Here is an 18,760-nt window from a genome sequence, read left to right on the forward strand (position 1 = left end):
CCGGAGTTCACCATGCCTCGCCGCCCCGAAAACCTCTACCCGCAGTACCACGCTCATATCTATTTCGGTCCGGACACCGTCGCCCAGGCGCGACAGGTGGCCGAGGAAGCCGGGCGAAATCTGCTGGTGGTGGTCGGTCGGGTGCATGAAAAGCTGGTCGGCCCGCATCCACACTGGAGCTGCCAAATCGCCTTCGATGCCGCGGAATTCGACGAAGTCATCGGCTGGCTGGACACCCATCGCAACGGGCTCGACATCTTCGTGCACGGCCTGACCGGTGACGACTACCTCGACCACACGGCGCACGCGATGTGGCTGGGCAACGAGGCGACGCTCGACCTGCGCATGTTCCGCAAGCCAGCGGCCTGAGACGGAACGCCTACCGGCAGGCGTTCAGAACTCGGCGTCGAGCTCGTCGATTTCGTCCGGCTCCTGCTTGGCGGCCTTGATCCACTCCTGCATCGCAGGCAGTTCGATGATCCGCTTGCAATAGGCGGTGCAGACCCGATCGAGCGCCACGTCGTAGGTCATGAAGCGCGTGACGACGGGCGCGTACATCGCGTCCGCCATGCACGGCTGCTCACCGAACAGGAAGGGTCCGCCGTATGCGCCCAGGCATTCGCGCCAGATCGCGACCACCCGGTCGATGTCGGACTGGGCACGCGACCAGATCTTGAAGGCGGGGAATTTCGCCTTGACGTTCATCGGCAGCGAGCCGCGCATCGAGCTGAAACCCGAATGCATCTCGCCGCAGATCGCCCGGCAGTGGGCGCGGGCCTTGGCGTCGGCAGGCAGCAGCCCGGCCTTGGGCTTGATTTCGTTGAGGTACTCGCCGATCGCGAGCGTGTCCCAGACCTTGATGCTGCCGTGCTGCAGCGAGGGCACCAGCATCGATGCCGAAAGCAGCAGCATCTCGGCCTTCATCGCCGGATCGTCGGGCGGGATGATCTTTTCGGTGAACTCCAGGCCCGCGAGCCGGCACATCAGCCATCCGCGGAGCGACCATGCGCCGTAGTTCTTGCTGCTGATGGTGAGTACGGGTTTGGCCATGCTGACGCTCCTCGGCTGCCGGATCGGCCTGAAGGCTGTGCAAGGCCTGTGCCAGAACGGTGCGCCCCGCCGACCGCGCCGCCGGGCTTGGCCCGCAACTTGCCTACAGCCCATGCATGCTGTACCGGGCCTACCAAACCAACGCCGACCTGCTTTCGCCATCCCGGCTTGCGGCCCAGTACCTCGGCACTGCGCTCTGGCAGTCGAAGGCCGACCGCAGCCTGACCCGCAGGATCGCCGCGGCCATGGAGGTCTACTCGCGCATGCGGCTCACGCACGCGCGTCCGCCCTACGACATCGAGAGCGTGATGGTCGACGGCGAGGAAGTCGCGGTGCACGAGGAACCCGCGCTGGTCGCGCCCTTCGGCACGCTGCTGCACTTTCGCAAGGACACCAGCGCGGTGCATCCCCCGGTGCTGCTGGCCGCACCACTGTCGGGCCATTTCGCGACGCTGCTGCGCGAAACGGTGCGCACCCTGCTGCGCGACCATGACGTCTACATCACCGACTGGCACAACGCGCGCGACGTGCCGCTCTGGCATGGCGGTTTCGGCCTCGACGACTACACGCTGCAGATCATCAGCTTTCTCGAAGCGATCGGCCCCGGCGCGCACATGGTCGCCGTATGCCAGCCTTGCGTCGCGGCGCTGGCAGCGACCGCGCTCATGTCGGAAGACGACAACCCGTCCGCGCCCCGCAGCCTGACGCTGATGGCCGGCCCGGTCGACTGCCGCATCAACCCGACCGCCGTGAACAAGCTCGCCAACGAGCGCTCCATCGGCTGGTTCGAGCGCAACCTGATCAGCCGCGTGCCATGGCCGCATGCCGGCATGATGCGGCGCGTCTATCCCGGCTTCCTGCAACTCTCAGCGTTCATGAGCATGAACCCGGACCGCCACAAGCAGCAGTTCGCCAAGCTCTTTCAGCATCTGGTCGATGGCGAGCTGGACCAGGCCACCACCATCCGCAACTTCTACGACGAGTACCTGGCGGTGAACGACCTGCCGGCCGAGTTCTATCTGGAGACGGTGGAACGGGTGTTCCAGACCTACGACCTACCGCGCGGCGAACTCACGGTGGGCGACCGAAAGGTCGACCCCTCGGCCATCCGCAAAACGGCATTGCTGACTGTGGAAGGCGAGCGTGACGACATCTGTGCCGTCGGGCAGACCGTGGCTGCGCAGGACCTGTGCACCAGCGTGCGCCCCTACCTCAAGACCCACCACCTGCAAGCGGGTGTCGGCCACTACGGTGTGTTCAGCGGCAGCAAGTGGAATACGCAGATCTATCCGCGCGTGCGCGAGACGATCCACACGGCGGCCGAGCTCCATTGAGTTGGTGAAGCGAGACGAAGTGCGCGCAGCCTGGGGGCGAGCCTAGGAAGATTCGTCTTCCGCGGGCCAGTCGCGAATGTACGCCTTCAACATCTTGTTCTCGAAGTTCTGGCTGTCGACCACTGCCTTCGCGACGTCGTAGAAGCTGATCACGCCCATCAGCATGCGCTTGTCCATCACCGGCATGTAGCGTGCGTGGCGGTCCAGCATGATGCGGCGGATTTCGTCGAGGTCGGTTTCGAGGGTGCAGGTCACGGGATGGTCGTCCATCGCCTTGCGCACCAGCGTGCCACCGACCTGGCCGCCGTTGGCGACGATGGCAACGATCACCTCGCGGAACGTGAGCATGCCGACGAGATCGCCATGTTCCATGACAACCAGCGAACCGATGTCCTTGTCGGCCATGGTGTTGACCGCGTCAGCCAGGGGTTGATCGGGCGTGGAAGTGAAGAGCGTGTTGCCCTTGACGCGCAGGATGTCGCTGACTTTCATCGTGTTGCTCCTCTCTTACTCGGCGGCGTGCCAATTTGAATATAGCCCACAATGGCCGCCCATCCACTCGCCCACGTCGACGTCGCAGTATTTGCACGCGTAACGGGGCATTGCAGCAACGTCATTGAAAGGCGCTCATGTCCGGCTATTCCGACCCCGGCTTCGACACGCTGGCACTGCATGCCGGCGCGGCACCCGACCCCGCCACCGGCGCGCGGGCGGTGCCAATCCACCTGACCACTTCCTTCGTCTTCGAATCGAGCGACCACGCGGCGGCGCTCTTCAATCTCGAGCGGGCGGGCCACGTCTATTCGCGCATCAGCAACCCGACGAATGCCGTGCTCGAGCAGCGCGTGGCGGCACTCGAAGGCGGCATCGGCGCGATCGCGACCGCGAGCGGCCAGGCGGCGCTGCATCTGTCGATCGCGACGCTGATGGGCGCGGGCTCGCACATCGTCGCGAGCACGGCGCTCTACGGCGGCTCACAGAACCTTTTGCACTACACGATGCGCCGCTTCGGCATCGACACGACCTTCGTGAAGCCGGGCGACCTCGACGGCTGGCGCGCGGCGATCCGGCCGGAGACCAAGCTGCTGTTCGGCGAGACGGTGGGCAACCCGGGTCTCGATGTGCTGGACATTCCGGCCGTCAGCGAGATCGCGCATGCCGCCAAGGTGCCGCTGCTGGTCGATTCGACGCTGACCTCGCCCTACCTGATCAAGCCCTTCGACTGGGGCGCCGACCTGGTCTACCACTCGGCGACCAAGTTCCTGTCGGGCCATGGCACGGTGATCGGCGGCGTGGTGGTCGACGGCGGAAGCTTCGACTGGGAGCGCTCCGGAAAATTCGCCGAGCTGACCCAGGCCTATGACGGCTTCCACAACATGGTCTTCAGCGAGGAGAGCACGGTCGGCGCCTTCCTGTTGCGCGCGCGGCGCGAAGGGCTGCGCGACTTCGGCGCCTCGATGAGCCCGCATACCGCGTGGCTGATCCTGCAGGGCATCGAGACGCTGCCGCTGCGCATGGAGCGCCACATCGACAACACGCAGAAGGTGGTCGAGTTCCTCGCCTCTCATCCCTTCGTGGCGCACGTGGGGCATCCGCTGCTGGAGACGCATCCGAGCCATGCGCTGGCGAACAAGCTGCTGCGGCATGGCGCGAAGGGCGCCGGCGCAGTCTTCAGTTTCGATCTCAAGGGCAACCGTGAGCAAGGCAAGAAGTTCATCGAGACGCTCAAGCTGTTCAGCCATTTGGCGAACGTGGGCGACTGCCGCAGCCTCGTGATTCACCCGGCGAGCACCACGCATTTCCGCATGACGGACGACGCGTTGGCCGGCGCGGGCATTACGCAAGGCACCATCCGGTTGTCGATCGGGCTCGAAGACCCGGCCGACCTGATCGACGACCTGAAGCGCGCCCTCAAGGCCGCAGAAAAGGCAGGTGCCTGATGGACTTCATCGTCAACGGCCACCGCGCTTACTGCTACACCGGAGGCAAATCGATCGACAGCGCCAAGCCGACCGTGGTCTTCATCCATGGCGTACTCAATGACCACAGCGTGTGGATCCTCCAGAGCCGCTGGTTCGCGAACCACGGCTGGAACGTGCTGGCGGTGGATCTGCCGGGCCATTGCAAGAGCGAAGGCCCACCGCCCGCGTCGGTCGAGGAAGCGGCGGCGTTCATCGTCGCGCTGCTCGATGCGGCCGGCATCGCCAAGGCCGCGCTGGTGGGCCACAGCTTTGGCTCGCTGATTGCGCTCGAGACCACGACGCGATCGCCGGAGCGTGTCACGCATCTGGCGCTCGTGGGCACGGCGTACCCCATGACCGTGTCGCCGGCCCTGCTCGACGGCGCGCTCAACGATCCGCAACGCGCGATCACCATGGTCAACAACTTCTCGCACTCGCTGCTGGCGCCGCCGCCCTCCTCGCTGGGCCCGGGCACCTGGCTCTATGGCGGTTCGCGTGCCCTCATGCGCCGCGTGCTGGCGAGCAATCCGAACGCCAACGTGTTCCACATCGGCTTCAAGGCTTGCAACGACTATGCGAACGGCGAACAGGCGATGGCATCGGTGCAGTGCCCGACGCTGTTCCTCCTAGGCGAATCCGACCAGATGACGCCGCCGCGCGCCGCCCGCACGCTGGCCTCGAAGGCGCGCGACGCCAAGGTCGTGACCGTCAAGGCCGGCCATGCGCTGATGACTGAAGCGCCCGACGACGTGCTGTTCGCGCTGGGCGCGTTCCTGACGAGTTGAGGGCGCGCGCCGGCTTCAACGCAGCGCGTTGATGTCGGGCACCTCGACCAGCGGCGCGGGGGCGCCGCGCTTGGCAGCCACGAGCATCGCGCGGCCCACCTGCACGCTGGTCGTCACGCGGCTGGGCGCCCATCGGCGCAGCAGGCCGAATACCGGCTTCGCGATCACGTAGGCTGCCTGGTAGAGAGCCGTCTTGGAGCGCACGCCGTGCATCGGCTCGATGAAGCCGGGCCGGAACATGTACGCGGCCCTGAAGGGCAGACGCATCAGCGCGTTTTCCGTCGCGCCCTTGACGCGCGCCCACATCGTGGGGCCGCGCTCGGTGCTGTCCGTTCCGGCACCCGACACGTAGATGAAGGTCATCTGCGGGTTGAGACGGGCCAGCGGCTGCGCCGCCGCCAGCGTCAGGTCGTAGGTGATGCGACGGTAGTCTGCCTCGCTCATGCCGACGGAGGAGACGCCCAAGCAGAAGAAACAGGCATCGAAACCCGAGAGCTTGTCTTCGACGGCCGAGAAGTCGCTCATGTCCGGGACGACGAGTTCGCTGAGCTTCGGATGCTGCTGGCCGGTCGGCTTGCGGCCGACGCAGAGCACCCGCGTCACGTCGCCATCGACCAGGCATTCGCGCAACACTCCCTGCCCCACCATGCCCGTCGCGCCAAAGAGCATGATTTTCATGAGAGCTCCAGAGGGGTCAGGCGACCGTGAAGGTTTCGGGATCGCGCGCCAGGGCGTCGAGCAGCGTGGTCACTTCGGGCGTCGAAGCCTGCTCCGGCTGCAGTGCGCCCAGCAGGCGTGCGAGCGTTTCCGCGTGCGGCAGCAAGGGACCGAGAAAACGCGTGCCGGCCGTGCTGCCGACCAGCATCGTCGGAAAGGTCTCGACGTCGAAATCGTCGGCGATGTCCGCGTGGTCCTCCACGTCGACCCAGGCGAAGCGGAATTCGGGATGCGCACGAGCCACTTGTTCGAACAGCGGCCGGTACTCGCGGCAGGCGCCGCACCACTCGGCACACAGGCAAACGACCCACAGCGGGTCGCCGGTCGGTTGGAGGTCTGCGGCAGCGGAGAAGTCGGTCAAGGCCAAGATGGGGAAAGTTGAGAAAGGAATGAAACGTGCCGCGCCATTATCGATTCGGCAGCAGATCCTGCAGAAGGAGCGCATCCAAAGGGCCTTTGCGCCACAAGCTCTCGAGCGGCGGCACCTGCGGCATGAGCAGTTCCTTCAGCAGCGGTTCGAGCGCCGTCGTGGCCGGGTCGGCGAGAAGGACGTAGCGCGGGTCTTCGTTGTCCGGCTCCTCGGCGAGCGGGGCGATCCAGTCGATGGCGACGAGGGTTTCGAGCACCGGCGCGAGCTGCAGCGCATCGATCCGCATCCGGGCCACCAGTTCCGCCGCGCCCAGGCCCTTGCCGGCCCTGCTCTTCGCGCGATGCAGGTGCTGCAGGACCTCGACCGCGAGCTGCAGCGGCCAGCCCGGCATGCCGCCCCGCCGCGCCACGCCCATCAGCAAGCTGGGCAGGTAGGCGGCAATCACCGCGCCGAACAGCACGATGACCCACGCCACATAGATCCAGATCAGAAGAATCGGCACTGTCGCGAAGGCACCGTACAGCACTGAATACGTCGGCACGAGGCTTAGGTAGTAGCCCAGCACCCGCTTGGAAATCTCGATCGCCGCCGCGACGAAAAACCCGCCGGCCCACGCATGCGACCACTTGACGTGGGTATTGGGCACGTAGTGATACAGCGCAGCCATGCCGCCCGCCAGCAACACGAACTCGAAGGTATCGAACAGGAGCTTGACGACGCTGACGCCGACCACATCGCGCGAAGCCGAGAAGAAGGAAGCGGTGGTGCTCAGGCTCAGGGCCAGCACCAGCGGGCCCAGCGTGATCGCGGCCCAATAGATCAGCACCCTTTGCGCGAGAGGCCGCGGGCTGCGCACGCGCCAGATGTTGTTGAGCGTCTTGTCCATGGTGAGGATCAAGGCGACCGCCGTCACCAACAGCACCACGAGCCCGGCCACCCCCAGGCCGCTGGCCTTGCTCGCGAACTGGTTGAGGTAACCCAGCACCTGCCGCGCGATGTTGTCCGGAATCAGACTCTCGATCAGCCAACGCTGCAGCCGGCCCTGCATCTTGGAAAAGATCGGGAACACCGTGAACAGCGCCGCCGCCACGGTGAAGAAAGGCACCATCGCGATGGTGGTGGTGAAGGTCAGGCTGCTCGCGGTGAGGCCGAGACGGTCTTCGCGGAAACGCTCGCCCAGCACTGCGGCGGTGTTGCCCCAGGGAAAGTGCGAAAGGTCCCTCCACAGCTGCCGGCGATTCATGGCCGGTATCATGCCGGATGATTGGCTCACCCCCAGGCTGCGCGCGCTGCGTGTCGCTTCGCCTAGCCCTGCGAGGGCGCGATACCTGCAGCCTGGCGAAGCCAGTTCTGCGGTATCCCTGGAAGGCGCGATGTACGTGCCGCGGTGTGCACTGACGGCGAACGACTTTTTCTCTTGACTACATCCGCTCTTCCTCCCGCGTCTGTATCCGCCTCGCGCTGGCTGGCTGTGGGCAGCCTCCTCGGGCTGATCGTGCTCGGCCTCGCCTGGGAGCTGTGGCTCGCGCCGTTGCGTCCGGGCGGCTCGTGGCTGGCGCTCAAGGTGCTGCCGCTGGTCGTCCCGCTTGCGGGACTTCTCAAGAACCGCATGTACACCTACCGCTGGGTCAGCCTGATGGTCTGGCTCTATTTCACCGAAGGCGTGGTGCGCGCCTGGAGCGACACCAACGGCGTCGGGCAAGTGCTCGCGCTCATCCAGGTGCTGCTGTGCCTCGCGCTCTTCACCGCCTGTGCATGGCATGTTCGGCTTCGCTTGCGCCATGCCGCGCAGGCACGAAGCCTGGAAGGAGCGACGCAATGAGCGTCCTGATCGAGAAGTTGCGCGCCATCGTCGGCGCTTCGAATGTGTTGACCGACGGCGATCTAACCGCCTGGGAACAGGACTGGCGCAAGCGCTCGCGTGGCAAGGCGCTGGCCGTCGTGCGGCCGGCCGACGCGCGGCAGGTTGCGGACGTGGTCAAGGCGTGCGCCGCCGCCGGAACGTCCATCGTTCCGCAGGGCGGCAACACCGGCCTCGCAGTCGGCTCAATCCCGGACGACACCGGCACCCAGGTGCTGCTGAGCCTGCAACGCATGAATGCAATCCGCAGCATCGACGCAGCGAACCTCACCATGACCGTCGAAGCCGGCTGCGTGCTGCAGACCTTGCAGGAAGCGGCCAGGAATGCCGGCTTCCTCTTTCCGCTCAGCCTCGCCGCCGAAGGCAGCTGCACCATTGGCGGCAATCTCGCGACCAACGCCGGCGGCACGCAGGTCGTGCGCTACGGCAACACGCGAGACCTGTGCCTCGGCCTCGAAGTCGTCACGCCGCAGGGCGACATCTGGGAAGGCACCAGCGGCCTGCGCAAGGACAATACCGGCTACGACTTGCGCGACCTGATGATCGGCAGCGAAGGCACACTCGGCATCATCACCGCTGCGACCATGAAGCTCTACCCGCTGCCGGCCGCGCAGCTCACCGCATGGGCGGCAGTGCCTTCGCTGCAACACGCGGTCACGCTGCTCGGCCTGGCGCACAAGCGACTGGGCGCGGGCCTGACGGGCTTCGAGGTCATGGGCAAGTTCGCCTTGAGCCTGGTGGCCAAGCACTTCCCCGCGATGCGAGTTCCGTTCATCGAGGACGAGGCGGTGCCCTATTGCGTGCTGCTGGAGAACTCCGACAACGAGTCGGAGGACCACGCCCGCGCCCGCTTCGAGGCGCTGCTTGAAACCGCCTTCGAGGCGGGTTGCGTGAGCGACGCCGTGGTCGCCGAAAACCTCACGCAGGCGCATCAGCTCTGGCATGTCCGCGAGAGCATTCCGCTGGCGCAGGCCGAAGAAGGGCTGAACATCAAGCACGACATCTCGATCGCGGTGTCGCGCATCCCCGATTTCGTAGCCGATACCGACGCACTCCTCGAGCGCGAGATCCCCGGCGTCCGGCTCGTGAACTTCGGCCATCTGGGCGACGGCAACTTGCACTACAACGTGCAGGCGCCGGCCGGTGGCGACAACTCGGCCTTCCTGCGCGACCATGAAGATCGCATCAACACGCTGGTGTACGACGCGGTCGAGAAGTTCGACGGATCGTTCTCCGCCGAGCACGGCGTCGGGTCGCTGAAGGTCGACAAACTCGAAAAGCACAAGTCGCCCGTGGCCCTCGGCATGATGCGCGCCATCAAGCGCGGGCTCGACCCGCAGAACATCCTGAATCCGGGTCGCGTGATCCGGACGGAGACTTCCCAATGAACCGCCCCACCCGTTCCCAATACGAAGATTTCATGCGACACGTCGACACGACGGGCGTGCAAAAAGGCGACCGCACCGGCACCGGCACGAAAAGCGTTTTCGGCTACCAGATGCGCTTCGACCTCACCGAAGGCTTTCCGCTCATCACCACAAAGAAGGTGCACCTCCGCTCCATCGTCCAGGAACTGCTCTGGTTCCTGACCGGGTCGAGCAACAACAACTGGCTGAAGGAACGCGGCGTCACGATCTGGGACGAGTGGGCACGCGAAGACGGCGATCTCGGACCGGTGTACGGCATGCAGTGGCGCAGTTGGCCGACGCCGGATGGCGGCCACATCGACCAGATCCAGCAGGTGATCGACACGCTCAAGACCAACCCCGATTCGCGCCGCATCATCGTGAGCGCATGGAACGTGGCCGAGCTGTCGAAGATGGCCCTGATGCCCTGCCACGCGTTCTTCCAGTTCTACGTGGCGCCGCCGCAAGCGGCCGGCGAACGCGGCAAGCTCAGCTGCCAGCTCTACCAGCGCAGCGCGGACATCTTCCTGGGCGTGCCATTCAACATCGCGAGCTACGCGCTGCTCACGCACATGATCGCCCAGCAATGTGATCTCGACGTGGGCGACTTCATCTGGACCGGCGGCGATTGCCACATCTACAGCAATCACGCGGAACAGGTGGCGCTCCAACTCAGTCGTGAGCCCCGGCCGTACCCGACGCTGGTCATCAAGCGCAAGCCTGCATCGATTTTCGACTACGAGTACGAGGACTTCGAGGTGATCGGCTACGACCCTCATCCCGGCATCAAGGCGCCCGTCGCTGTCTGACCATGGGCACCCGCATCAACCTGATTCTCGCGCGCGCAGCCAACGGCGTGATCGGCCTCAACGGCGTGATGCCCTGGCATCTGCCCGAGGACCTGGCGCATTTCAAGAAGCAGACGGCGGGTGCGCCGGTGATCATGGGACGCAAGACCTGGGATTCACTACCTCCAAGATTCCGGCCCCTGCCCGGGCGGCGCAACATCGTCATCACGCGTCAGGCTGACTGGCGGAGCGACGGTGCGGAGCACGTGCCGAGCCTGCAGGCCGCCCTGTCGCTCTGCGAGAGCGACAACGCGCCCGAGGCCTGGGTGATCGGCGGCGCGCAGATCTATGCGGAGGCCGAACCTCTGGCCCAGCGCGCCCTCGTGACCGAGATCGAGCGCGACTACGAAGGCGACACCTGGGCGCCCCGATTTGGCCCCGGCTGGCACGAGATTGAGCGCGAGTCTCACACTGCCGCCAACGGTCTTCCGTTCAGCTTCGTCACGCTCGAACGGCGCTGACTACTGCTGAGAACTTCGTTACAGAGACGTCACGCTCTGGAGCCTGCAACCCATGAAAATCGCCACCTGGAACGTCAACTCCCTCACCGCACGGCTGCAGCATGTGCTCGACTGGCTCATCGCCAACCCTGTCGACGTGCTGTGCCTGCAGGAACTCAAGATGAGCGACGACAAGTTTCCGCTCGAAGTGCTGAAGTCGGCCGGCTATGACGCCGCCGTGTTCGGCCAGAAGACCTACAACGGCGTTGCGATCCTGAGTCTGGCGCCGGTGCGCGACGTCGTGAAGAACATCGGCGGCTTCACCGACGAGCACTCCCGCGTCATCAGCGCGACCATCGACACGCCGGCCGGCGAGTTGCGCGTGGTCAACGGCTACTTCGTCAACGGCCAGGCGCCGGGAACCGAGAAATTCGAATACAAGTTGCGCTGGCTGAGCGCATTGCGCGACTGGCTGCGCAAGGAGCTTGTCGCCCATCCGAACCTGGTTCTGCTCGGCGACTTCAACGTCGCGCCGCAAGACCGCGACAGCTTCGATCCAGTCGGACTCGCAGAGACGATCCACCACACCACCGCGGAGCGCGAGCACTTCATGGACTTGCTGAAGCTGGGCATGACGGACAGCTTCCGTCTCTTCGACCAGCCCGAGAAGAGCTACTCGTGGTGGGACTACCGCATGCTGGGCTATCAGAAGAATCGCGGATTGCGCATCGACCACATCCTGGTGAGCCAACCGCTGATCCCGCGCGTCAAGGGCTGCGTGATCGATCGTGTGCCGCGCAAATGGGAAAAGCCAAGCGATCACGCCCCTGTGATACTGGATCTGGCACCATGAAACACACTCCCATCCTGGCGGTTCTTGTCGTCTCCCTCGGCCTTGCAGGCTGCGAGGCACTGAAAAAGGATGGGACGAGCGAGGCGCCTGCCCAGGCCGCGAAGGATGACGGCCCCTCCGCAAAGGTACCGCCCGAGAGGCTCATCACCTCACAGACCCCCGCAGTGAAGGCCTATCGCAAGGTCGGCGCGACCTACATCTACAAGACCTATCCCAAGCGCATCTACAAGGGCAAGATTCCGCCGTTGGTGTATGCAGTGGTCGTGACCGAGACCGACGTCGACAGCACGGGCAAGGTCACGGGGGTGTACTTCAGTCGCACGCCGAGCCATGCGCCGGAGGTGGCCCCGATGATCGAGAAGCTGATCAAGGATGCATCACCCCTGCCGAACCCCGGCAAGGTGGGCAGCCACACCTACGTCGACACGTGGCTCTGGGACAAGAGCGGGCAATTCCAGCTCGACACGCTGACGCTGGGTCAGCGCAACCGCTGACCCAGCGTCAGTCATCGGATCATTCCAGGCCCAGTTCCTGGATCTTGCGCGTGATGGTGTTGCGCCCGATGCCGAGTTTCTGCGCGGCCTCGATGCGGCGGCCTCGCGTATTCGCCAGCGCCGTGAGGATCAGGCGTGATTCGAAGCGGCGCGATAGCGCATCCCATACGTCGGTACGACCGGCCGCCAGCATGCTCTGCGCTTCGAGTTCGAGCCCGCTTTCCCACGCTGCCGCGGCAGTGCCGGCGACCGGCGGGGGCAGCGTTGCAGGTGCCACGGCCGCTGTGGCGCCAACTGCCACGGGGTCGCGCTCGATCGTGGAAGCCGGCGCCGATACAACGGCCGCTGCAGCCGCGGGCGCTTCGACGTGTGCGCCGGCCGCCACTTCGGGCGGCAGGTCCTTGGCCTCTATAAGCTGCGCCGGCGCCATCACCGTCAGCCAATGGCAGATGTTCTCGAGCTGCCGCACGTTGCCTGGAAAACCGAAGGTCGCCAACTGCGCGAGCGCCGCATCCGAAATGCGCTTGGGCTCCACGCCCAGCTGCTTGGCGCTCTGCTGCAGGAAGTGGCGCGTGAGCGCAGGCACGTCCTCGCCGCGCTCGCGCAATGCCGGCAGCCGCAGCCGGATCACATTGAGCCGGTGAAAGAGGTCTTCGCGGAAGCCGCCGAGCTTGACGCGCTGCTCCAAGTCCTGGTGCGTCGCCGCGATCACGCGCACATTCGCCTTGACGGAGTTGTGGCCGCCCACGCGATAGAAATGCCCGTCGCTCAGCACGCGCAGCAGGCGCGTCTGGAGATCGAAAGGCATGTCGCCGATCTCGTCCAGAAACAGGGTGCCTCCCTCGGCCTGTTCAAAACGGCCGCGCCGCATCGTCTGCGCGCCGGTGAAGGCGCCGCGCTCGTGGCCGAACAGCTCGCTTTCGAGAAGGTCCTTGGGAATGGCCGCGGTGTTGATCGCGACGAAGGGCCCGTTCGCGCGCGGCGAATGCTTGTGCAGCGCACGCGCCACAAGCTCCTTGCCGGAACCCGACTCGCCGGTGATCAGCACGGTCACATTGCTTTGCGACAGTCGCCCGATCGCACGGAACACGTCCTGCATCGCAGGAGCCTGTCCGAGCATCTCGGGCGCGGCCGCCATGCGTTCCTCGGCGACCTCCTCGCGCTGGCTCTCGTCGACGGCGCGACGAATCAGCTCCACTGCGCGCGGCAGATCGAAAGGCTTCGGCAGGTATTCGAAGGCGCCGCCCTGGAAGGCAGAGACGGCACTGTCGAGATCGGAGAACGCGGTCATGATGATGACCGGAAGTCCGGGGTGCTTGGCCTTGATCTTGTCGAGCAAATCGAGGCCGGAGCCGCCGGGCATGCGGATGTCGCTCACCAGGACCTGCGGGCCCTGCAGTTCGTCGTCGGCGGCGGCTTCGAGTGCGGCGAGAACTTCGCGCGTGTTGGTGAAGCTACGGGTTGGCAGGTCTTCGCGCAGTAGCGCTTTTTCCAGCACAAAGCGGATCGATTGGTCATCATCCACTATCCAGATCGGCTTCATGCAGCTCCTTGTTGCGTGGCTGCTAGGGCAGCGGTATCAGTATCTTGAAATCGGTCCGGCCCGGGACGCTGTCGCACTCGATCACTCCGTGATGCTGTTGCACAAAAGTCTGCGCAAGCGTCAATCCCAAGCCAGTCCCGCCTTCCCTGCCCGACACCAGCGGGTAAAAAATGCGGTCCTTGATCGCGTCCGGCACGCCCGGTCCATTGTCGACGACATGCAATTCCAGTGCCAGTCGATACCACTGCTTATTGAAGATAACCTGACGCGCGATGCGGGTCTTGAAAGTGATCTGCGCATCACCCGCTGCACGCCGTTCCGCCAGCGCCTGGGCGGCGTTGTGGACGATGTTGAGCGTGGCCTGAATGAGTTGCTCCCGGTCGCCGCGAAACTCGGGGATGGACACGTCGAAATCTCGCTCGATGTGCAGGTCGCGCGGAAACTCGGCCAGGATCACCGAGCGCACGCGTTCGCAGACCTCGTGGATGTTGACGTCGCCCACCACGTGCGGCCGCCGGTGCGGCGCCAGCAGTCGATCCACCAGCGTCTGCAGCCGGTCGGCCTCGTGGATGATGACTTGCGTGTACTCGATGAGGTCGCGTGACTCGACCTCCATCTGCAGCAACTGCGCCGCGCCGCGAATGCCGCCGAGCGGGTTCTTGATTTCGTGCGCGAGGTTGCGGATCAGTTCCTTGTTGGCCTGCGCCTGGTCGAGCAGGCGCTCTTCGCGGTCTTGCCGCACCTGCTGTTCGAGTGGCGACATCTCGATGATCAACTCGCCTGCCTTGTCGCTCTGCGCGAGCGTCACCTGCACCGGCATCAGCTCGTGGTTGACGCGCCGCAGCAGGGCCTCGTAGCGCAGCGTGGCGAAGTCATTGCTGCGCGCACCGTCGATGGCGGTGCGCAACACCTGCGGCTCATGAAAGCAGGCGCCGAATTGCGAGCCCTCGAGCGTGCGGCGCGAGGTCCCGAGCGCGTCTTCGAGCCCGGAATTCGCGAACAACACCGAACCGTCGGTGCGTACCACGGCAATCAGCGTCGAGAGCAGGTCGAAGGCCTGAAAGCGTTTGCCCGGTCCGGCGGATTTACCAAAAGCCACGCGAAGGAATTCCTTCCCGGAACGCCGCCGAACCGGCTTTGCCGGGCCGCAGGCGTTGCCCCCGGCAGGGGGTTGGCGCAGCGACACGAAGTGCGCGCAGTCTAGGGGAGAGCGTCATTTCAGCCGGCCGATTTCGCGCTGGATGCCGGCGATGTCGCTCTCGTTGCGCGCGAGCTCGGCTTTCATGTCGGCTACGCGATCGAGGTACTTCTGGTAATTGCGACCTTCGCTGCCCTGCTTTTCGGGCTCGCCGTTGTTGTATTCCTTGAGCAGCTGGGCTTGCCGATCCTGCGCCTTCCTGAGTTCGGATTCGAGCACCGAGCGGGCCTCGCCGTCCCGCGCGCGCTGGTCGGCACCGTCGACGCGCGGGCTGCCCGCCGGGCTGCTTGCGCTTGCCGGGGCACGAACCGCGCTGCTCGGTGCGGCCGAAGCAATCGGCCGGTTGCCCTGCACGACGGTGACATTGCCGCCCTCCATCAGCTTGCAACCGCGCTGTTGCGCCTGGGTCGCGTTGTTCGTGTATTCGTTGCCGCAACGCCAGACGCGCTCCTGCGCCTGGGCTTGCACGTGAACACCGGCCGCGGCGAACGCGGTCAGCAGGAAAACGGAAAGAGTCTTCATGGTCATGGTTGGAGTGCGCAGCAATGCGGCATTTTCGTGCAATTCGATACGAGTGCCATGCTGGTGTTCCCACCCAAAGAAAAAGGACGGCAATTGCCGTCCTTTTTAACGCTGGCCTGGGGCAGGCTCAGAGCGAGTAGTACATGTCGAACTCGACCGGATGGGTCGCCATGCGGAAGCGCGTGACTTCCTGCATCTTGAGGTCGATGTACGCGTCGATGTACGAATCGGTGAAGACGCCGCCCTTCGTCAGGAACGCACGGTCCTTGTCGAGGTAATCCAGCGCCTGATCAAGGCTGTGGCACACGGTCGGGATCATCGCGTCTTCTTCCGGCGGCAGATGGTAGAGATCCTTGCTCGCGGCTTCGCCTGGATGGATCTTGTTTTCCACGCCGTCGAGGCCGGCCATCAGCAGCGCTGCGAAACCGAGGTACGGGTTCATCAGCGGATCGGGGAAGCGGGCTTCGACGCGACGGCCCTTCGGGTTCGCCACGAACGGAATGCGGATCGATGCCGAGCGGTTCTTGGCCGAGTAGGCCAGCTTCACCGGGGCTTCGAAACCGGGGACCAGGCGCTTGTAGCTGTTGGTGCCGGGGTTCGTGATGGCGTTCAGCGCGCGAGCGTGCTTGATGATGCCGCCGATGTAGTGCAGTGCGAAGTCGCTCAGGCCGGCATAACCGTCGCCGGCGAAGAGGTTCTTGCCGTCCTTCCAGACCGACTGGTGCACGTGCATGCCGGAGCCGTTGTCACCAACGATCGGCTTGGGCATGAAGGTGGCGGTCTTGCCGTAGGCATGGGCCACGTTGTGGATCACGTATTTCTGCAGTTGGACCCAGTCGGCGCGCTGGATCAGCGTGCTGAACTTGGTGCCGAGTTCCATCTGGCCGGCGTTGGCCACTTCATGGTGATGCACTTCGACCGGGATGCCGAGCGACTCGAGCACCAGGCACATTTCGGATCGCATGTCCTGGAAACTGTCGACCGGCGGCACCGGGAAGTAGCCACCCTTGACCGCAGGCCGGTGGCCCGTGTTCCCGTGCTCGAATTCCTTGCCCGTATTCCAGGCTGCTTCTTCGGATTCGATCTTCACGGAGCAGCCGGACATGTCGTTCTGCCAACGTACGCCGTCGAACACGAAGAACTCGGGCTCCGGTCCGAAGAAGGCGGTGTCGCCCAGGCCCGATGCCTTCATGTAGGCCTCGGCGCGCTTGGCGAGCGAACGCGGGTCGCGCTCATAGGGCTTGCCATCCGAAGGATCAACCACGTCACAGGTCAGGATGAGCGTCGTTTCTTCGAAGAAGGGGTCGATGTTGGCCGTGTTCGGGTCGGGCATGAGTTGCATGTCCGATGCTTCGATGCCCTTCCAACCGGCGATCGACGAGCCATCGAACGCGTGGCCCGAAGTGAACTTGTCCTCATCGAACGCGGAAACCGGCACGGTGACGTGCTGTTCCTTGCCGCGAGTGTCGGTGAAGCGAAAGTCGACGAACTTGACCTCGTTTTCCTTGACGAGTTTGAGTACATCGGCGACGGTCTTTGCCATCAGGTTCTCCTGGTTTGGATAGTGGTTGGAAGTACGGGTATTCCGGAATGCAGTTTCTGTGCCATTGTCACTGCAGCCGAGGGGGGTGTGGCGCCGCCGCCAGACCCCAAAAACAGGCGAGTTGTAACCAAATTGGTGCGGACGAATTCAACGCACCATTTCGGGGCCGAGACGCGCTTCAAAGGCGTGCAGACCCGCCAGCAATTGCGAGTAGGCGGGTCCGATTCTGTCGGCGTCGCCCTTGACGCCGAGTTCGATGTGCCGTCCATGCTCGGCATGGTCGACGCTCGGGAGGCTGAACACCTTGATGCCGGGATGCGCTTGCTCGATGGCCTCCATCAGTGGCGTCAACGTGGCCTCCATGGCACCGTAGACGATCACGGATCTTTCGGCGACTCGGCCGCGGGCGAAGAGATCGGCATAGCGCTCGTCGAGCACCGATTCGATCATCGGCCAGGCCATCACCGGGAAGCCGGGCACGAAGTGCACGTCGCCCACGCTGAACCCGGGGATCTTGTTGTAGGGGTTGCGGATGATCTTTGCGCCCAGCGGAAAGACGCCCATGTTGAGGCGGTGAATGTTGTCCGGCCGGTCGGGCTCGTAGACCGTCCCCTGCTCGCGCGCGGTGTCCTGCATTCGCTCGCGGATCAGCGCCTCGGCCTCGGGGTGCAGGCCGAGCGGGACGCCAAGGGCGGCGGCCGCGCACTGGCGCGTATGGTCATCGGGCGTGGCGCCGATGCCGCCGGTCGAGAACACGACGTCGCCGGAAGCGAAAGCGCGCGCCAGCGCCGCCGTAATGCGCGCCGGCACATCTCCAACGTACTCGGCCCATCCCAGCTCCAGGCCGCGCTCGGCGAGCAGTTGAATGGCCTTGGGCATGTGCTTGTCGATGCGCTTGCCGGAAAGGATTTCGTCGCCGACGACGATCAGACCGAATGAACGACTCATGGGGCACCCCATTGGCTTGCGGCAGCGTTGGCATCGGCCAACTCGACCGCAGGTGGTGAAACAGCCGCGGCGGCGCGCTGCATTCGCAGTTGCGCCAGTGCGTCGAGGCAATAGTGAGCGAACCACAGCGCGGAGAACGCGAACACCAGCGTGTAGATCCAGATCGCGATGGGCACGAGCACAAAGAAGGCGGCCGCAAAAAGCAAACCCGACGCCCAGACGATGGCCGGCGCCGCGCCGAGATAGCCGCACAGCACGCCGACACCGAGTAGCGGCAATCGGTGCTTCCGCAGCAGTTCGTCCCGCTCCTCCGGGCTCGCATGCTCCGCGAGCGCGTCGAAGCTCATCACGCGATAGGTCAGCCAACCCCAGATGAGCGGCGGAAGGATGAGCACCAGCGGGGGGATGAGCCAGAGCGGCATCGACACCACGAGGGCCAGCATTGCCAGCACGGTCAGTCCGAGCGAGCGGGCCATGCTTCCGATGAAGGATGCACCCTTCTTTTGTTCCAGCGCCGGAAATCGCCGCTCAGCCACCAGGCGGGTCAGCGCTGGCGCCATGAACCCGGCGACGACCAGGAGCGACACCACCACGATGAGCGGCGTGGCCGCGAACACCACCAACAGCGGCGCGAGCATGGCGGTGACATCGCCCGAAAACAGGCGGCCGATCCAGCCCCAGAAGCTGGCCAGCAGGGGCCAGGCGTCCAGCGCCTCGCGAGTCCATGCGACGGTTGCGTCCCAGAAGAAATAGCCGAACACCGCCGCGAGCACCACCATGAGCCCCAGCGGCAGAAAGGACAGCACGATCACGCGCGGGTGCATGCAGTAGGCGACCGAACGCCAGAAGGAATCGAGGAGAAGACGCATTGGTGCCGAGGATAACGC

The 18,760-nt window shown here is 64.9% G+C and carries 21 protein-coding genes; 10 read left to right on the plus strand and 11 right to left on the minus strand.

Going from position 1 to position 18,760, the window contains the following annotated elements:
• Nucleotides 1-12: 12 nt before the first annotated feature.
• Nucleotides 13-369, plus strand: a complete 357-nt coding sequence (locus QTI04_RS17385; protein WP_286599821.1) for a DOPA 4,5-dioxygenase family protein — start codon at nt 13-15, stop codon at nt 367-369.
• A 24-nt stretch (nt 370-393) separates the two neighbouring features.
• Here QTI04_RS17385 and QTI04_RS17390 read toward each other — a convergent pair whose 3' ends face one another.
• Entirely contained in the window at nt 394-1,050 is a 657-nt protein-coding gene (locus QTI04_RS17390; RefSeq protein ID WP_286599819.1) for a glutathione S-transferase family protein, read from the minus strand.
• Between the two features lie 116 nt (nt 1,051-1,166).
• On the opposite strand from QTI04_RS17390, the gene QTI04_RS17395 reads away from it, so the two are divergent.
• Nucleotides 1,167-2,384 (plus strand): polyhydroxyalkanoate depolymerase, encoded by a 1,218-nt coding sequence (locus tag QTI04_RS17395; protein WP_286616715.1) that lies wholly within the window; start codon nt 1,167-1,169, stop codon nt 2,382-2,384.
• 42 nt (nt 2,385-2,426) lie between these two features.
• On the opposite strand, the gene QTI04_RS17400 is transcribed toward QTI04_RS17395, so the two are convergent.
• Entirely contained in the window at nt 2,427-2,876 is a 450-nt protein-coding gene (locus tag QTI04_RS17400) for a CBS domain-containing protein (RefSeq protein ID WP_286599814.1), read from the minus strand.
• A 137-nt stretch (nt 2,877-3,013) separates the two neighbouring features.
• Here QTI04_RS17400 and QTI04_RS17405 point away from each other — a divergent pair, with 137 nt between their 5' ends.
• Both QTI04_RS17405 and QTI04_RS17410 read left to right on the plus strand, forming a co-directional pair.
• On the plus strand, nt 3,014-4,324 hold the full coding sequence (locus QTI04_RS17405) for an O-acetylhomoserine aminocarboxypropyltransferase (RefSeq protein WP_286599813.1): 1,311 nt from the start codon (nt 3,014-3,016) through the stop codon (nt 4,322-4,324).
• Nucleotides 4,324-5,130, plus strand: coding sequence for an alpha/beta fold hydrolase (locus QTI04_RS17410; RefSeq protein WP_286616716.1), 807 nt, complete (start codon nt 4,324-4,326; stop codon nt 5,128-5,130). The genes QTI04_RS17405 and QTI04_RS17410 overlap by 1 nt, the downstream gene beginning before the upstream one ends.
• A gap of 15 nt (nt 5,131-5,145) precedes the next feature.
• Here QTI04_RS17410 and QTI04_RS17415 read toward each other — a convergent pair whose 3' ends face one another.
• The 3 genes from QTI04_RS17415 to QTI04_RS17425 are packed head-to-tail and all read right to left on the minus strand — an operon-like array spanning nt 5,146 to nt 7,472.
• Nucleotides 5,146-5,808, minus strand: coding sequence for an NAD(P)H-binding protein (locus tag QTI04_RS17415; RefSeq protein WP_286616719.1), 663 nt, complete (start codon nt 5,806-5,808; stop codon nt 5,146-5,148).
• A gap of 16 nt (nt 5,809-5,824) precedes the next feature.
• A complete protein-coding gene (locus tag QTI04_RS17420) occupies nt 5,825-6,208 on the minus strand; it encodes a thioredoxin family protein (protein ID WP_286616720.1) in 384 nt (127 codons plus the stop codon).
• 46 nt (nt 6,209-6,254) lie between these two features.
• Entirely contained in the window at nt 6,255-7,472 is a 1,218-nt protein-coding gene (locus QTI04_RS17425; RefSeq protein WP_286616854.1) for a YihY family inner membrane protein, read from the minus strand.
• Nucleotides 7,473-7,634: 162 nt separating this feature from the next.
• Between QTI04_RS17425 and QTI04_RS17430 the strand changes: the two genes are divergently transcribed.
• Genes QTI04_RS17430 through QTI04_RS17455 form a run of 6 tightly spaced genes read left to right on the plus strand, consistent with a single transcriptional unit; the run spans nt 7,635 to nt 12,119 of the window.
• The gene (locus QTI04_RS17430; RefSeq protein ID WP_286616721.1) at nt 7,635-8,039 is read left to right on the plus strand and encodes a DUF2069 domain-containing protein; all 405 of its coding nucleotides are present in this window, start codon (nt 7,635-7,637) and stop codon (nt 8,037-8,039) included.
• A complete protein-coding gene (locus tag QTI04_RS17435) occupies nt 8,036-9,466 on the plus strand; it encodes an FAD-binding oxidoreductase (RefSeq protein ID WP_286616722.1) in 1,431 nt (476 codons plus the stop codon). The genes QTI04_RS17430 and QTI04_RS17435 overlap by 4 nt, the downstream gene beginning before the upstream one ends.
• Nucleotides 9,463-10,293, plus strand: coding sequence for a thymidylate synthase (locus tag QTI04_RS17440; RefSeq protein ID WP_286616723.1), 831 nt, complete (start codon nt 9,463-9,465; stop codon nt 10,291-10,293). The genes QTI04_RS17435 and QTI04_RS17440 overlap by 4 nt, the downstream gene beginning before the upstream one ends.
• A gap of 2 nt (nt 10,294-10,295) precedes the next feature.
• Complete coding sequence (locus QTI04_RS17445; RefSeq protein WP_286616724.1) at nt 10,296-10,793, plus strand: dihydrofolate reductase; 498 nt, start codon at nt 10,296-10,298, stop codon at nt 10,791-10,793.
• A 52-nt stretch (nt 10,794-10,845) separates the two neighbouring features.
• A complete protein-coding gene (xth, locus tag QTI04_RS17450; protein ID WP_286616725.1) occupies nt 10,846-11,625 on the plus strand; it encodes an exodeoxyribonuclease III in 780 nt (259 codons plus the stop codon).
• Nucleotides 11,622-12,119, plus strand: a complete 498-nt coding sequence (locus QTI04_RS17455; RefSeq protein ID WP_286599801.1) for a hypothetical protein — start codon at nt 11,622-11,624, stop codon at nt 12,117-12,119. The genes xth and QTI04_RS17455 overlap by 4 nt, the downstream gene beginning before the upstream one ends.
• 19 nt (nt 12,120-12,138) lie before the next feature.
• On the opposite strand, the gene ntrC is transcribed toward QTI04_RS17455, so the two are convergent.
• The 6 genes from ntrC to QTI04_RS17485 form a co-directional block, all read right to left on the minus strand.
• Nucleotides 12,139-13,662 carry a nitrogen regulation protein NR(I) gene (gene ntrC, locus QTI04_RS17460; protein WP_286599800.1) on the minus strand — a complete coding sequence of 508 codons (1,524 nt, stop codon included), beginning with the start codon at nt 13,660-13,662 and terminating at the stop codon, nt 12,139-12,141.
• A 22-nt stretch (nt 13,663-13,684) separates the two neighbouring features.
• A complete protein-coding gene (gene glnL, locus QTI04_RS17465; RefSeq protein WP_286616726.1) occupies nt 13,685-14,761 on the minus strand; it encodes a nitrogen regulation protein NR(II) in 1,077 nt (358 codons plus the stop codon).
• A 114-nt stretch (nt 14,762-14,875) separates the two neighbouring features.
• A complete protein-coding gene (locus QTI04_RS17470; RefSeq protein ID WP_286599798.1) occupies nt 14,876-15,382 on the minus strand; it encodes a hypothetical protein in 507 nt (168 codons plus the stop codon).
• A gap of 127 nt (nt 15,383-15,509) precedes the next feature.
• The gene (gene glnA, locus QTI04_RS17475) at nt 15,510-16,925 is read right to left on the minus strand and encodes a type I glutamate--ammonia ligase (RefSeq protein ID WP_286599796.1); all 1,416 of its coding nucleotides are present in this window, start codon (nt 16,923-16,925) and stop codon (nt 15,510-15,512) included.
• Nucleotides 16,926-17,072: 147 nt separating this feature from the next.
• Entirely contained in the window at nt 17,073-17,873 is an 801-nt protein-coding gene (locus QTI04_RS17480; protein WP_286616727.1) for a molybdopterin-binding protein, read from the minus strand.
• Nucleotides 17,870-18,742 (minus strand): EI24 domain-containing protein, encoded by an 873-nt coding sequence (locus QTI04_RS17485; RefSeq protein ID WP_286616728.1) that lies wholly within the window; start codon nt 18,740-18,742, stop codon nt 17,870-17,872. Before QTI04_RS17485 ends, QTI04_RS17480 begins: the two co-directional genes overlap by 4 nt.
• Nucleotides 18,743-18,760: the final 18 nt, after the last annotated feature.

It is taken from the genome of Variovorax sp. J22R115, assembly GCF_030317005.1.
Taxonomy (GTDB): Bacteria; Pseudomonadota; Gammaproteobacteria; order Burkholderiales; family Burkholderiaceae_C; genus Variovorax.

Coding starts and splice junctions, on each gene's coding strand:
- QTI04_RS17385 (WP_286599821.1), top strand. CDS start 13: ATGCCTCGCCGCCCCGAAAACCTCTACCCGCAGTACCACGCTCATATC.
- QTI04_RS17390 (WP_286599819.1), bottom strand. CDS start 1,050: ATGGCCAAACCCGTACTCACCATCAGCAGCAAGAACTACGGCGCATGG.
- QTI04_RS17395 (WP_286616715.1), top strand. CDS start 1,167: ATGCTGTACCGGGCCTACCAAACCAACGCCGACCTGCTTTCGCCATCC.
- QTI04_RS17400 (WP_286599814.1), bottom strand. CDS start 2,876: ATGAAAGTCAGCGACATCCTGCGCGTCAAGGGCAACACGCTCTTCACT.
- QTI04_RS17405 (WP_286599813.1), top strand. CDS start 3,014: ATGTCCGGCTATTCCGACCCCGGCTTCGACACGCTGGCACTGCATGCC.
- QTI04_RS17410 (WP_286616716.1), top strand. CDS start 4,324: ATGGACTTCATCGTCAACGGCCACCGCGCTTACTGCTACACCGGAGGC.
- QTI04_RS17415 (WP_286616719.1), bottom strand. CDS start 5,808: ATGAAAATCATGCTCTTTGGCGCGACGGGCATGGTGGGGCAGGGAGTG.
- QTI04_RS17425 (WP_286616854.1), bottom strand. CDS start 7,472: ATGATACCGGCCATGAATCGCCGGCAGCTGTGGAGGGACCTTTCGCAC.
- QTI04_RS17435 (WP_286616722.1), top strand. CDS start 8,036: ATGAGCGTCCTGATCGAGAAGTTGCGCGCCATCGTCGGCGCTTCGAAT.
- QTI04_RS17440 (WP_286616723.1), top strand. CDS start 9,463: ATGAACCGCCCCACCCGTTCCCAATACGAAGATTTCATGCGACACGTC.
- QTI04_RS17445 (WP_286616724.1), top strand. CDS start 10,296: ATGGGCACCCGCATCAACCTGATTCTCGCGCGCGCAGCCAACGGCGTG.
- xth (WP_286616725.1), top strand. CDS start 10,846: ATGAAAATCGCCACCTGGAACGTCAACTCCCTCACCGCACGGCTGCAG.
- QTI04_RS17455 (WP_286599801.1), top strand. CDS start 11,622: ATGAAACACACTCCCATCCTGGCGGTTCTTGTCGTCTCCCTCGGCCTT.
- ntrC (WP_286599800.1), bottom strand. CDS start 13,662: ATGAAGCCGATCTGGATAGTGGATGATGACCAATCGATCCGCTTTGTG.
- QTI04_RS17470 (WP_286599798.1), bottom strand. CDS start 15,382: ATGAAGACTCTTTCCGTTTTCCTGCTGACCGCGTTCGCCGCGGCCGGT.
- glnA (WP_286599796.1), bottom strand. CDS start 16,925: ATGGCAAAGACCGTCGCCGATGTACTCAAACTCGTCAAGGAAAACGAG.
- QTI04_RS17480 (WP_286616727.1), bottom strand. CDS start 17,873: ATGAGTCGTTCATTCGGTCTGATCGTCGTCGGCGACGAAATCCTTTCC.
- QTI04_RS17485 (WP_286616728.1), bottom strand. CDS start 18,742: ATGCGTCTTCTCCTCGATTCCTTCTGGCGTTCGGTCGCCTACTGCATG.